Source organism: Plantibacter flavus (assembly GCF_900177615.1).
In the GTDB taxonomy this organism is placed as follows: domain Bacteria; phylum Actinomycetota; class Actinomycetes; order Actinomycetales; family Microbacteriaceae; genus Plantibacter; species Plantibacter flavus.
On the sequence record NZ_FXAP01000002.1, the window covers coordinates 86,067 to 98,283 of the forward strand.

The 12,217-nt window shown below is 72.0% G+C and carries 14 protein-coding genes; 13 read left to right on the top strand and 1 reads right to left on the bottom strand.

Annotated features, from left to right (window positions below):
• The first annotated feature begins 43 nt into the window (after positions 1 to 43).
• From B9Y95_RS06765 to B9Y95_RS06790, 6 genes are read left to right on the top strand one after another with little or no spacing between them, the layout of a single operon-like run.
• On the top strand, positions 44 to 649 hold the full coding sequence (locus B9Y95_RS06765) for a biotin transporter BioY (protein WP_085511169.1): 606 nt from the start codon (positions 44 to 46) through the stop codon (positions 647 to 649).
• Complete coding sequence (locus B9Y95_RS06770) at positions 646 to 1,803, top strand: class I adenylate-forming enzyme family protein (protein ID WP_085511170.1); 1,158 nt, start codon at positions 646 to 648, stop codon at positions 1,801 to 1,803. The genes B9Y95_RS06765 and B9Y95_RS06770 overlap by 4 nt, the downstream gene beginning before the upstream one ends.
• Positions 1,796 to 2,971: a thiolase family protein gene (locus B9Y95_RS06775; RefSeq protein ID WP_085511171.1), complete on the top strand. Its 1,176-nt coding sequence runs from the start codon at positions 1,796 to 1,798 to the stop codon at positions 2,969 to 2,971. Before B9Y95_RS06770 ends, B9Y95_RS06775 begins: the two co-directional genes overlap by 8 nt.
• Positions 2,968 to 3,678: an energy-coupling factor ABC transporter ATP-binding protein gene (locus tag B9Y95_RS06780; RefSeq protein WP_085511172.1), complete on the top strand. Its 711-nt coding sequence runs from the start codon at positions 2,968 to 2,970 to the stop codon at positions 3,676 to 3,678. Before B9Y95_RS06775 ends, B9Y95_RS06780 begins: the two co-directional genes overlap by 4 nt.
• 4 nt (positions 3,679 to 3,682) lie before the next feature.
• Complete coding sequence (locus tag B9Y95_RS06785) at positions 3,683 to 4,279, top strand: energy-coupling factor transporter transmembrane component T family protein (RefSeq protein WP_085511173.1); 597 nt, start codon at positions 3,683 to 3,685, stop codon at positions 4,277 to 4,279.
• The gene (locus B9Y95_RS06790; protein ID WP_085511174.1) at positions 4,276 to 4,605 is read left to right on the top strand and encodes a CHY zinc finger protein; all 330 of its coding nucleotides are present in this window, start codon (positions 4,276 to 4,278) and stop codon (positions 4,603 to 4,605) included. Before B9Y95_RS06785 ends, B9Y95_RS06790 begins: the two co-directional genes overlap by 4 nt.
• On the opposite strand, the gene nhaA is transcribed toward B9Y95_RS06790, so the two are convergent.
• Entirely contained in the window at positions 4,559 to 5,875 is a 1,317-nt protein-coding gene (gene nhaA, locus B9Y95_RS06795) for a Na+/H+ antiporter NhaA (RefSeq protein ID WP_085511703.1), read from the bottom strand. The genes B9Y95_RS06790 and nhaA overlap by 47 nt on opposite strands.
• 160 nt (positions 5,876 to 6,035) lie before the next feature.
• On the opposite strand from nhaA, the gene B9Y95_RS06800 reads away from it, so the two are divergent.
• The 7 genes from B9Y95_RS06800 (at position 6,036) to B9Y95_RS06830 (ending at position 12,127) form a co-directional block, all read left to right on the top strand.
• Complete coding sequence (locus B9Y95_RS06800; RefSeq protein ID WP_085511175.1) at positions 6,036 to 6,764, top strand: VIT1/CCC1 transporter family protein; 729 nt, start codon at positions 6,036 to 6,038, stop codon at positions 6,762 to 6,764.
• Positions 6,765 to 6,864: 100 nt separating this feature from the next.
• Positions 6,865 to 7,563, top strand: coding sequence for a response regulator transcription factor (locus B9Y95_RS06805; protein WP_085511176.1), 699 nt, complete (start codon positions 6,865 to 6,867; stop codon positions 7,561 to 7,563).
• Positions 7,560 to 9,002: a sensor histidine kinase gene (locus tag B9Y95_RS06810; RefSeq protein WP_085511177.1), complete on the top strand. Its 1,443-nt coding sequence runs from the start codon at positions 7,560 to 7,562 to the stop codon at positions 9,000 to 9,002. Before B9Y95_RS06805 ends, B9Y95_RS06810 begins: the two co-directional genes overlap by 4 nt.
• Positions 9,003 to 9,112: 110 nt before the next feature.
• Positions 9,113 to 10,528 (top strand): ferredoxin reductase family protein, encoded by a 1,416-nt coding sequence (locus B9Y95_RS06815; RefSeq protein ID WP_085511178.1) that lies wholly within the window; start codon positions 9,113 to 9,115, stop codon positions 10,526 to 10,528.
• Positions 10,525 to 11,037, top strand: coding sequence for an FMN-binding protein (locus B9Y95_RS06820; RefSeq protein ID WP_085511179.1), 513 nt, complete (start codon positions 10,525 to 10,527; stop codon positions 11,035 to 11,037). The genes B9Y95_RS06815 and B9Y95_RS06820 overlap by 4 nt, the downstream gene beginning before the upstream one ends.
• Entirely contained in the window at positions 11,037 to 11,957 is a 921-nt protein-coding gene (locus B9Y95_RS06825; RefSeq protein WP_234994017.1) for an FAD:protein FMN transferase, read from the top strand. The genes B9Y95_RS06820 and B9Y95_RS06825 overlap by 1 nt, the downstream gene beginning before the upstream one ends.
• Positions 11,954 to 12,127, top strand: coding sequence for a CsbD family protein (locus B9Y95_RS06830; RefSeq protein WP_079704619.1), 174 nt, complete (start codon positions 11,954 to 11,956; stop codon positions 12,125 to 12,127). Before B9Y95_RS06825 ends, B9Y95_RS06830 begins: the two co-directional genes overlap by 4 nt.
• The last annotated feature ends 90 nt before the right edge of the window (positions 12,128 to 12,217 follow it).

Genomic DNA, 12,217 nt, shown 5'->3' on the forward strand with positions numbered 1-12,217 from the left:
CACCCGCCCCAGGCGACCCGACCATCCCGACGAAGGACCCAGCATGAGCAGACTCCGGATCGACGCGACCGACATCGCGCGCATCGCCGTGTTCGCCGCCATCGTGGCCGCCCTCGGCCTACCCGGCGCGTTCTCGGTGCTCGGCGCGGTGCCCATCACAGCGCAGACCCTCGGCGTCATGCTCGCCGGCGCGATCCTCGGCCCGTGGCGCGGCATGCTCTCCATGCTCGTGCTGCTGGCCCTCGTCGCCATCGGCCTGCCTCTCCTGTCCGGCGGTCGCGGCGGGATCGGCGTCTTCGTCGGGCCGAGCGCGGGGTACCTCCTCGGCTGGATCGTCGGCGTCTTCGTGATCGGCCTCATCGTGCACGCCGGCGGGCGTCGGCTGCGCTGGTGGCGCACCGCGCTCGGCGTCTTCGTCGGCGGCATCGGCGTCATCTACGCGTTCGGCATCCCGGTGCAGTCGCTCGTCACCCGCCTGCCGCTCGGCGAGACCGCCCTGCAGAGCCTCGTCTTCGTACCCGGCGACCTCGTGAAGGTCGTGCTCGCGACGGTCATCACGATGACCCTCGCCCGCGCCTACCCGCGGGCGTTCCGCAACGCGGCCGGCGCCGGCTCCACGCGTCCCGGCGAGCCAGCCCGGATCGGATGACCGTGCGTCCAGGGCACCTCGTCCCGCTGCGCGGCGGGGCGCCGACCGACCTCGTCCGCCGGGCGCTCGAGGTGCGGGCGGCCGGCGGCGTGCCACTGATCGGCGACGACCGGTGGAGCGAGTCGTACTGGCGTTCCGTCCGCGACCGCAGCACCGCGGCCGGTCCACGGCCTGGCCAGGGGTGGGCGACCCTGACCTCCGGCACGACGGGCGAGCCGCGGATCGTGATCAGGAGCGCCGAGTCATGGGCAGACTCCTTCCCGGCCGTCGGCGCGCTGCTCGACCTCGGGCCGGACGACGTCCTGGCGCTGTCGTCGCCGCCCGCGTCGTCGCTGTCGCTGTTCTCGATCGCCCATGCGGCCGCCGCCGGTTGCCCACTCGCCCTCCCGACCGCCCATGCACTCACCCCCGACGACGCCCGTGACGCGACCAGGTTCCACGGGACCCCGAACGGTCTCCGGGCACTGCTCGACGGCGAGGTGCCGCCCCGCCTGCGGGTGGCGTTGATCGGAGGCGCCTCACTCGACCCCGCACTCCGCGCCAGGGCGGAGGGCCTCGGCATCCGTGTCGTGTCCTACTACGGTGCCGCCGAGCTCTCCTTCGTGGCGGTCGACGACGGCGCCGATCCGGATCGACCGGGCCTCCGTGCCTTCCCCGGCGTCGAGCTCGAGGTCCGCGACGACGACGTCCTCTGGGTCCGATCGCCGTTCGTCGCGACCGGGTACCTCGGGGGCTCGGGACCCCTTCGACGCGACGGTGAGTGGTCCACCGTCGGCGACCGCGCGCAGATCGACGACGGGATCGTCACGCTCCTCGGCCGATCCGACGACGCGATCCTCACGGCCGCGGCGACCGTCATCCCCGCCGACGTCGAGGAGGCTCTGCGCCGACTCGACGAGGTGGACGACGCCGTCGTGCTCGGTCTGCCGAACGCCGGGGTCGGATCGCTCGTGACGGCCGTGCTGGAACTGCGCCCTGGCGCGCGTCCGACCCGCGCGATGCTCCGCGACGCCCTCGCACCGCTGTTGCCGCCGACCCATCGGCCCCGACGCTGGTTCGTCATCGACGAGCTGCCCCGGACCGTCACCGGCAAGGCCGCCCGCGCGGAGCTCGCCGACCGACTCGCGGCCGGGACGGTGGCGTCCCTTGACTGAGTCGCATACCCTCCCGCGCATCGTCGCGGCCCGACGGACGCCGATCGCGACGCGCGGGCGCACCCTCGCCGCGCTCACGGTCGAGCAGCTGGCGGTCCCCGTCGTCCGCGCCGTGCACGACGACGCGACGCACGTGCTGGGCCTGCCGCCGGTGGTGGCGGACGTCGTCCTCGGCAACTGCATGGGGCCCGGCGGCAACCCGGCCCGCGTCGCCGCACTCGGTGCCGGCCTCGGCTTCGACGTTCCAGGACTCACCGTCGACCGGCAGTGCGGCAGCGGCCTCGCGGCGATCATCGAGGCGTCCACGGCGATCAGCGCCGGCGACACTCGGCCACGGATCGCCGGCGGGGTCGAGAGCGCTTCGACCGCGCCGACCCGTTCCGTCGACGGCGTCGCCTACACGCGTGCACCGTTCGCACCGGCGGGATGGCACGACCCCGACATGACCCGCGCCGCCGAGGACCTCGCCGAGCACGACGGGGTCTCCCGCGAACGCCAGGACGCCTACGCGGCGCGGAGCACGCACCGTGCGGCGAGCGCCGTCGCCGCCGGGCGGTTCACCGACGAGCTCGTCGCGCTGGTCGGGGCGGCGGAGCACGACGAGGCGCCGCGCAGCGGGATCGAGCGGCTCCTCCCCCGGTTCACCCCGCTCTTCTCCGACGGCTCCCTCACCGCAGGCAACACCTGCCGGGTGAGCGACGGTGCGGCCGCCGTGCTGGTCGTGCCCGGCGGACCCGACGGACCCGACGGACCCGACGGACCCGGCTCCGGGAGCACGACGCCCGGTCTCGCCGTCCGGGCGCACGCCGTCGTCGGCTGCGACCCGGCCCTGCCTGGGATCGGGGCCGCGCCGGCGATCCTCGACGCCCTCGATCGGGCCAGCGTGGACCTCGCGCAGGTCGCCGCGTTCGAGATCGTGGAGGCGTTCGCGGCCCAGACGCTCGCCGTGCTCGACCGGCTCGGTGTCGCCGAGGACGATGAGCGACTCTGCGCCGACGGTGGCGCCCTCGCGCTCGGTCACCCGTGGGGCGCGAGCGGTGCGGTCGCCGTGGTCCGCCTGTTCTCGCGGCTCGTCCGCGGTGGGGCTCCGGCGGGCACGATCGGGGTGGCGGCGGCCTCGGTCGGCGGCGGTCTCGGCGTCGCCGCGGTGTTCGAGGTCGTGCGATGATCGGGGACATCGACCAGTCATCCGCCATCCGTCTCGACGGCGTCACCGCTCGTCTCGGCGACACCGTCGCACTCGACGACGTGACGCTCCACCTCGACGACGCGCGCATCGCGGTCATCGGCGCGAACGGCTCTGGCAAGTCCACCTTCGCCCGACTCGTCGGTGGCCTCACCCGAGCGACCGCCGGCAGCGTCCGGGTCCACGGCGTCGACGCCGCGAAAGACACGGCGACCCTGCGACGACTCGTCAGCATCGTGTTCAGCAACCCGGACGCGCAGATCGTCATGCCGACGGTGGCGGAGGACGTCGCGTTCTCCCTCCGCGGCACGAAGGCGTCGAAGGCCGACATCGCCGCGCAGGTCGCCGACGCGCTCGACGAGTTCGGTCTGACGGCGCTCGCCGACCGGTCCGCCTACGAACTCTCCGGTGGCCAGAAACAGCTGTTGGCGCTCTGCGGGGCCGTGATCCGTCGGCCGGCCCTGCTCATCGCCGATGAACCCACCGCCTACCTCGACGCCCGCAACAGCGCCGCCGTCGCCGACCACCTCCTGCACCCCGAGGCAGGCCATCAGCTCCTCCTCGTCACCCACGACCTGGAGCTCGCCGCCCGCTGCGACACCGCGCTGCTCTTCGACGGTGGCCGGGTCGTCGCGCAGGGCGCACCGGACGACGTGATCGCGGCCTACCGCGCGAGTTTGCGAGCGTGACCGCGTGATCACCCTCTACCGTCCCGGCTCGGGCTGGCTCCATCGCGCGCCGGCCGGCCCGAAGGCGCTCGGCATCCTCGTCGTGGTGCTCGCGATCTCGCTCCTGCCGACGAGTTGGTGGACCGCGGGCATCGCCACCACCGTGACCGTCCTCGCCTACCTCGCCTTGGGCCTCGGCCTCGGCGAGCTGGGACGGCAGCTCCTACTCATCCGCTGGATCATCACGATCACGGTGGCCGGCCAACTGCTGTTCCTCGACGTCGAGTCCGCGGTGTCGAACACCTCCCGCATCGTCGCGGCCATCCTGCTCGCGGCCCTCCTCGTGTTGAGCACTCGGGTCGCCGACCTGCTCGACGCCTTCGAGCGCGTCCTCCGGCCCCTGGGTCGCTTCGGTGTCGACCCCTCGCGCATCGCCCTGATGCTCGCCGTCGCGATCAACACGGTGCCGGTCCTCGCCCGCCTGGCCACGAGCGTTCGGGAAGCGCAGCGGGCGCGTGGGGCCGGGTCGAACCTCGTGACCTTCGTCGTGCCGTTCCTCGTGGTGTCGCTGAAGCATGCCGACGAGCTCGGTGAGGCCCTCACCGCCCGGGGCGTCCGGTGAGCGGCGGCGACACCGTGCGCGTCCTCGGCAAGACGGTCGACGACGAGACGCGCTGCGTCCACTACGCGACCCCGCTCGACGTCATCGCGATCCGCTTCGCCTGCTGCGGCGAGTACTACCCGTGCCACCTGTGCCACGCGGAGTGCGCCGACCACCCCGCCGAGCAATGGCCGCGCGAGCAAGGCGACCACGAGGCGATCCTGTGCGGCGTGTGCTCGACGGAGCTGACGATCGACCGCTACCTGGAGGTCGACGCCTGCCCGAACTGCGACGCCCGGTTCAATCCGGGCTGCCGCCTGCACTCGGCGTACTACTTCCAGCCGTGACCGCCCGCCGGTAGACGCGGTTGCGGGCGGCGAGGATCGCGGCACCGATGGTGGCGGCGATGAGCGAGCCGGCGAGCACGCCGACCTTCACGTGGTCGTCGGACGCGCTGCCGACCCCGAAGGACAGCTCCCCGACGAGCAGCGACACCGTGAATCCGATGCCCGCGACGAACGCCATGCCGACGAGGTCGACCCAGCGGATCGAGGGGTCGAGCCTGAGCCCGGGCAGGCGCGTGACGAGGAACGTCGTCACCGTGATGCCGATCGGCTTGCCGAGGACGAGCCCGGCGATGATCCCGAGCGCGATGGTGTCCTGGAAGGACTCGACGAGCCCCGAGATCCCGCCGATGACCACGCCCGCCGAGAAGAACGCGAAGATCGGCACCGCGACAGCCGTGGACACGACGCTCCAGCGGTCGGCGAAGTGCGCGGCGAGCCCGTCGTAGACCGGTCGTCCCTCAGCGGTGGTCCCCACCTGGACGCGCGCGCGCTTCGTCGCGATGACCGGCACCATGAAGCCGAGCAGCACGCCGGCGACGGTCGCGTGGATACCGGACGCGTGGATGAGCGCCCAGGTGCACAGGCCGAGCGGGATGAGGACCCACCATGCGCGGACGCCACGCTGGACGAGCACGGCGAAGATGGCGAGCGGCACGGCGGCGAGCGCCAGCGGTAGGAACTCGATGTGGTCGGTGTAGAAGATCGCGATGATGCTGATGGCGATGAGGTCGTCCACCACGGCGAGCGTGAGCAGGAAGGTCCGCAGTGCCGGCGGCAGGAACCTGCCCACCACCGCGATCACGGCGACGGCGAACGCGATGTCCGTGGCGGCCGGGATCGCCCAGCCCTGCAGCGCGTCGGGCCCGGTGCTCAGGTTCACGAGGACGTAGATGACGGCGGGCACGGCCACTCCGCCGACCGCAGCGGCGATGGGGAGTGCCGCGGTCTTGGGGTTCCGGAGCTTCCCGGCGACGAACTCCTCCTTGAGCTCCAGGCCGACGACGAAGAAGAAGATCGCGAGCAGCCCGTCGGCCGCCCAGGCACCGACGGAGAGGTTCAGGTGGAGCGCCTCCGGACCGAAGGTGACGTCGCGGACGCTCAGGTAGAACTCGGAGGCGCCGGTGTTGGCGAGCACGAGCGCGAGCGCGGTGGCGACGACGAGGAGGGCGCCACCGACGGTGTCCTGTTGGAGCGTCTGGTGGATGCCACGCCAGATCGAGTGCGGGGCCTGGTCGGCCGGCAGGTCGTGGGAGCGGTGAGCGTCGGGCATACGGATCCTTCGGGTGAGGGTTCGGTCGAGCAGCAGAGCGATCTCGATCGATCGCCCGCCGACCAGACTTCCCGGCGCACCAGCCTCCATTCTAGGCGATCGGGCAAGGGATCGGCCGGGAACCCTGCGCAGGCGACCCGCGGAGTGCTTGGATGCATCCATGAGCACCTCACCACCGACCGGCGCCCACCCGGACGAACCGCACCGCGGTGACCTCGCGGGCCGCCTGAACTGGCTCCGTGCGGGTGTGCTCGGCGCGAACGACGGCATCGTCTCCGTCGCGTCCCTCGTCGTCGGTGTCGCCGGTGCCACGACCGACAGCGCGCCACTCCTCGCAGCGGGTGTCGCGGGGCTCGTCGGTGGCGCGATCTCCATGGCCCTCGGCGAGTACGTGTCGGTGAGCAGCCAGCGGGACAGTCAACGGGCCCTCATCGCGAAGGAGCGGCGGGAGCTCGCCGACGACCCCGACGCGGAGCTCGCGGAACTCGCCGGGATCTACGAGGCGAAGGGGCTCCAGCCGACGACCGCGAGGCGGGTCGCCGAGGAGCTGACCGCACACGACCCGCTCACGGCACACCTCGAGGCCGAACTCGGCATCACCGAGGACGCCGTCGTCAGCCCGTGGGCCGCCGCCGGCGCGTCGGCGCTCGCCTTCACGATCGGGGCGCTGCTCCCCCTGCTCGCGATCCTGCTGCCGCCGCCCGAGGTGCGCGTCCCGATCACCTTCGTCGTCGTGCTCGTCGCGCTGGCGCTCACCGGCTTCACGAGCGCGAGGATCGGCGGCAACCCGGCGCTCCGCCCGACCGTCCGGGTTGTGGTCGGTGGAGCGCTCGCCCTCGCCGTCACCTTCGCGATCGGCACCCTGCTCGGCACGAGCGGCGTGGTCTGATGGCCAGGGTGCTGGTCGTCGAGGACGATCCGACGACGGGTGCACTGGTGCTGGGCGGTCCGACACAGCGCGGTCCGGCACCGCTGGGACCGGTGGTCTGATGGCCAGGGTGCTGGTCGTCGAGGACGATCCGACGATGGGTGCACTGGTGCAGCGGGGTCTCAGCGAGGAGGGCCACAGTGTCACGCTCGTGGACAACGGCGTCGACGCCCTCATCGCCTTCGCGAACGAACCGCTCGACGTGGCGGTCGTCGACGTCATGCTGCCGCAGATGAGCGGCTTCGAGGTGTGCCGCCGTATCCGCGAGTCGGGCGGCATGCTGCCGATCATCGTCATCACGGCGCGTGATGCGGTCGAGGACCGGATCTTCGGGCTCGACGCCGGCGCCGACGACTACCTCACCAAGCCGTTCCACTTCGGCGAGCTGAGCGCCCGGATCCGCGCACAACTCCGTCGGCAGACGGGGAGCCCGCAGCCCGTGGTGCAGGTGGGCGAGCTGCGTTTGGATGCGCTGGCCGTGCGGGCGACGGTCCGCGGCGCGCCGTTCGCCCTGAGTGTCAAGGAGTTCACGCTCCTCCGCGACCTCGCGACGCACCTGGGTCTGATCCGCTCGCGTGCCGAGATCCTGGAAGAGGTCTGGGGGTCGGCGGAGCATTTCGAGGCGACGATCGTCGATCAGTACATCAGCTACCTGCGGCGGAAGCTGGAGGGGGCGGACGCCGGGCTCCGGATCACGACCATCCGCGGCGCGGGCTACCGCCTGGACCCGATCGACGACGTCGCCGGAGCCACGTCATGAGGCGGCTCCGTGCGTTGTCCATCCGGGCGAGGATCACGCTCGGCAGTGTCCTCGTCGCCGCCGTGCTGGTCTCAGCCGCGGCGTTCGCCATGCATCAGCAGCTCGAGCAGATCGTGCACGACTCCGAGGTCACGCTCGCCGAGGGCGACCTCGCCTCGTTCGCGGCCGACATCCGGGCGAACCCGTCCGAGGCTCCAGACGATCCGGCGGCCGGGATCCTCGTGTCCGTGCGCGCACCCGACGGCTCCGTCCCGGTCGACACGATGCCGCACGACATCCGCGAGGTGCTCCAGGGAACCGACGGCCGAGGCGGCCCTGACGACGCCGGGCGGGAGGGGACGACGGTCGCATCCGACGGCGTCTCCACCGTGGTGACGGACGAACGCGTCCGGTTCACCGTCGTCGGCGAACGCGTGAGCACGCCCGACGGCGAGTGGCAGCTCTGGGCGGCCCGCAGCGGTGCCGGCAGCGATCTGACGGTCGAGGCGCTCGATCGCGCGCTCCTCATCGGCGCCGCCGTCCTCGTCGTCGTGTTCGGCGTCGCAGCCTGGGCCCTCGCGACGGCCGCGCTCCGCCCCGTGAACCGCATGCGGCGCACGGCCGAATCCCTCGGAACCTCGTCCGCCGCAGGCCCCGACGTCTCGGAAGACCTCCTGCCGGTCGGGCCGGCCGAGGACGAGCTGGCACAGCTCGCCCGGACGCTCAACGCGTTCATCAGCCGGACGCGAGCCGGTGCCGCCCGGGAACGCGAGATGGTCTCGGCCGCGAGTCACGAACTCCGCACCCCGATCGCCGTGCTGACGACCCAGCTGGAGCTCGCGCACCGCTCCTTCGGTGACGCCGACGCGCTCGAGCAGGTCGTCCGGGAAGCCCAGGGGTCACTCCACCGACTCGCGCAGCTCGCCGCCAACCTGCTCGAACTCTCGCGACTCGACGCGCACCCGATCGACGAGCGGGCGACGACGGCTCGGGCGCTGGAGTCGGAGGTCATGGAGGCCGTGGATCGCGGTCGCCTGCTCACCGGTCCGGACGGACCGGCGATCGAGTTCTCGGTCGACCTCGTGGACGACGCAGCGACGGTCGGGCTGTCGTCGACCGCGTTCTCACGGGTCCTCGACAACCTCCTGGCCAACGCGATCTCGGCGACGCCACCCGCGGGCAGCGTCCGGCTCGGTCTCCGACAGACCGACCACGATCTCGTGCTCACGGTCACGGACACCGGTCGGGGATTCCCGGACGCGTTCGTCCCGCACGCGTTCGAGCGGTTCAGCCGCCCAGACGAGGCCCGGGACGCGGCGTCGGGCGGCAGCGGACTCGGACTCGCCCTGGTGGCGGCGATCGCCCGCAGTGCCGGCGGAACGGCGCGCATAGACCCGGAGACCACTCAAGGCGCGGCCGTCGTCGTGGCACTCCCGGTGGTCCACGCCCCGAACATGTGAGACCTCGAACACGGGAGGCCCCGATCTCCCGGGGTCCGTCGAGGAGCACCGGACACGCTGGAGCGAGATGACCGGCACCAGTTGGTCACCCCGATCGAGAGGATGCCGACGTGACCACGGAACGCATCGAACGCCAGGCACCGCGCGCCGCGCGCCTGGACGACCCTGATCGCCGTCGCGCACACCGCCGTCGACTCCGACGCACCGATCTCCTCGCCATCCTCTGCTGGACGTCCGTGGCGGCCGCGATCGCGCTCCTGCTCGCAAGCGGTGGCGTCCGTGACCTCAGCTCGCCCGGAGCCATGGTCACCGCGCTGGGCATCGTCGCCGGGCTCGTCGGCACCGACCTCATCCTCATCATGCTGGTGCTCGCCGCCCGCATCCCGTTCATCGATCGGACAGTCGGTCAAGACGTCGCGATGGCCCTGCATCGACGCCTGGGCAAGCCCGCGCTGTACCTGCTCCTCGGTCACGGCGTCCTCCTCATCGTCGGGTACGCGATCACCGACGGCTCCTCGGTCATCGCCGAGACCGTCTCGCTCATGAGCGGAGGCGACCTGCTGCTCGCGCTGCTGGGAACCGTGCTGCTCGTGCTCGTGGTCGTGACCTCGGTCGTCGCCGTCCGTCGACGCTTCCCCTACGAGGCATGGCACGCGATCCACCTGCTCAGCTACGTCGCCGTCCTGGTGGCGGTTCCCCACCAGCTCTCCACCGGTCAGGTGCTCGCCGAGGGCGGCTTCGAGCGCGGGTACTGGATCGCGCTCTACGTCCTCGCCTTCGGATCGATCGCCTGGTTCCGTTTCCTCGTCCCGCTCGTCAGGACGCTCCGCCACCGCATCCGGGTGGTGGCGGTCGAACCGATCGCCCCCGGGGTGTCCTCGATCCACCTGCGCGGACGGGATCTCCGACGCCTCGGTGCGCACGGCGGTCAGTACGCGATCTGGCGGTTCTGGAGCGCGGGAACCTGGTGGCACGCCCACCCGATCTCGTTCTCGGCCGTGCCCTCCGATGAGGGCGCACGGATCACCGTCCGTGAGCTCGGTGCCGGGACGGGCAGACTGGCCCGCCTGCAGCCGGGGACGCCGGTCTCGATCGAGGGCCCCTACGGCATCTTCACCTCCTTCGCCCGCACCGCTCCTCGACTCGCGATCATCACCGCCGGCATCGGGATCACCCCCGCGAGGGCGCTGCTCGAGCACTCGGACGTCGCCCCCGGCGAGGCGACGGTCCTGCTCCGCGGGACGGACCACTCGCAGGCGTACCTGTGGGACGAGATGGAGACGCTCGCGCATCGGAACGGCAGCAGGCTCTACACGATGCTCGGCCGACGTCCGAACGGGATCGACACCTGGATGTCTGCGGAGTCGATCAGTCGCGGCGTGACGATCGAGTCGGTCTTCCCCCAGCTGCTGGAATCCGACCTCTATGTCTGCGGGCCGTCGGTCTGGACTGACCTCGTCGTCCGGGACGCGCGGGCCGCCGGGCTCCCCGAACAGCAGATCCACGTGGAGAGGTTCGACTGGTGAGGACTCGAGCGACCATCGCGAGCATCCTCGCGTCCGGAGCCGTCCTCCTCGGCGGATGGCAACTCGGCAGCGCCGGCCTGACGACGGCACCCACGACGACGACCGGAGCCTCCGGGACGACGACCGGCTCGGGGACGAGCGCGGGCTCCGGCACCGGGACCACCTCCGGCACGGCGCCCGCCGCGGCACCGTCGGCTGCGGCTCCCGCGTCCGCAGCTCCGGCTGGTGCCGCCGACGGCACCTACACCGGCACCTCCGAGCGCACCCGCTACGGAGACGTCCAGGTGCAGATCACCGTCAGCGGTGGAGCCATCACCGACGTGACCGCCCTGCACCTCACCGATCAGGACGGTCGCTCGGTGTCGATCTCGAACCGGGCTGCCCCGATCCTCCGGCAGGAGGTCCTCGCCGCGCAGTCGTCACAGGTCCAGACCGTGAGCGGCGCCACCTACACGACCGACGGCTACCTGTCCTCGGTGCAGTCCGCGATCGACCAGGCGGGGCTGTGATGGGCGGGACCCGCTCGGACGACCACCGGGCCGGTGACGCTCCGATGATCCGCACCTTCGCGACGATGGGCACGGTCGCGAGCGTCCGCCTCCCCTCTGGCGACGCGCGACTCGACGCCGTGCTCCCGTCAGTGCAGGCGGTCTTCGCGGCGGTGGACGAACGGTTCAGCCTGTACCGGTCCGACTCCGAGGCGAGCCGCATCGCCCGAGGGGAACTGAGCCTGACGGCGTCGAGTGCCGCGATGCGCAATCGCTATGCCGAAGCCCTAGCCTGGCGGGACGCGACCGGCGGCGCGTTCACCCCGCACCGGCCGGACGGGGTCGTCGATCTCTCCGGCGTCGTCAAGGCCGTCGCCATCGCCGCGGCGGGAGCCGTCCTCGACGCAGCCGGCATCGAGGACTGGTTGCTCAACGTGGGAGGCGACGTCCTCGTCCGCGGTTCAGAGGGCGGTGTGCCGTGGCAGGCCGGTATCGTCGACCCGGCCGACCGGTCCGCGCTCCTGACCGCGCTCGCGCTCCCGGCACCGCGGCGGGCCGTGGCGACGTCGGGCATCGGCGAGCGCGGCGAGCACATCTGGCGTCGAGCAGTGCCGGGCGGTCAGGACCTGGTGCAGGTCACGGTCGCGGCCGCCGACATCGTGACCGCAGACGTGCTCGCCACCGCGATCCTGGCGGGTGGCCCGGCGACGCTCGACGACCTCGCGGACCGCTTCGACATCGACGTGCTGGCCGCCACGCATGACGGCGTGCTGCTCGCCACCCCGGGTCTGCGGTCCGGGGAGTTCTCTGGGAGTCTGCTGGAGCCCCGCCCGGACGTGGAGCTCCCGGGTGTAGAAGTGAAGGGCGTCCACCAGGTCGCCCTGTCGGATTCGATCAGTGCGGATCGACAGCCCGAAGAACATGTGAGGAGCACCATATGAGCGCAGGAGACAAGATCAAGAACGCCGCCGAAGACCTCGCGGGCAAGGCCAAAGAGGCCGTCGGCAAGGCGACAGACAACGACAAGCTCGTCGCGGAGGGCAAGGCCGACCAGGCCAAGTCCGACGTGAAGCAGGCCGGTGAGAACGTGAAGGACGCGTTCAAGAACTGACCTCCCGATCACACGGACGCCGGTGGCCCTCACGGGTCACCGGCGTTCGTCTGTCCTCCCCCGGTCCCTGAGTCCCCTCCCCCGTCCCTG

Coding starts and splice junctions, on each gene's coding strand:
- B9Y95_RS06830 (WP_079704619.1), top strand. CDS start 11,954: ATGAGCGCAGGAGACAAGATCAAGAACGCCGCCGAAGACCTCGCGGGC.
- B9Y95_RS06780 (WP_085511172.1), top strand. CDS start 2,968: ATGATCGGGGACATCGACCAGTCATCCGCCATCCGTCTCGACGGCGTC.
- B9Y95_RS06810 (WP_085511177.1), top strand. CDS start 7,560: ATGAGGCGGCTCCGTGCGTTGTCCATCCGGGCGAGGATCACGCTCGGC.
- B9Y95_RS06800 (WP_085511175.1), top strand. CDS start 6,036: ATGAGCACCTCACCACCGACCGGCGCCCACCCGGACGAACCGCACCGC.
- B9Y95_RS06805 (WP_085511176.1), top strand. CDS start 6,865: ATGGCCAGGGTGCTGGTCGTCGAGGACGATCCGACGATGGGTGCACTG.
- B9Y95_RS06825 (WP_234994017.1), top strand. CDS start 11,037: ATGGGCGGGACCCGCTCGGACGACCACCGGGCCGGTGACGCTCCGATG.
- nhaA (WP_085511703.1), bottom strand. CDS start 5,875: ATGCCCGACGCTCACCGCTCCCACGACCTGCCGGCCGACCAGGCCCCG.
- B9Y95_RS06770 (WP_085511170.1), top strand. CDS start 646: ATGACCGTGCGTCCAGGGCACCTCGTCCCGCTGCGCGGCGGGGCGCCG.
- B9Y95_RS06765 (WP_085511169.1), top strand. CDS start 44: ATGAGCAGACTCCGGATCGACGCGACCGACATCGCGCGCATCGCCGTG.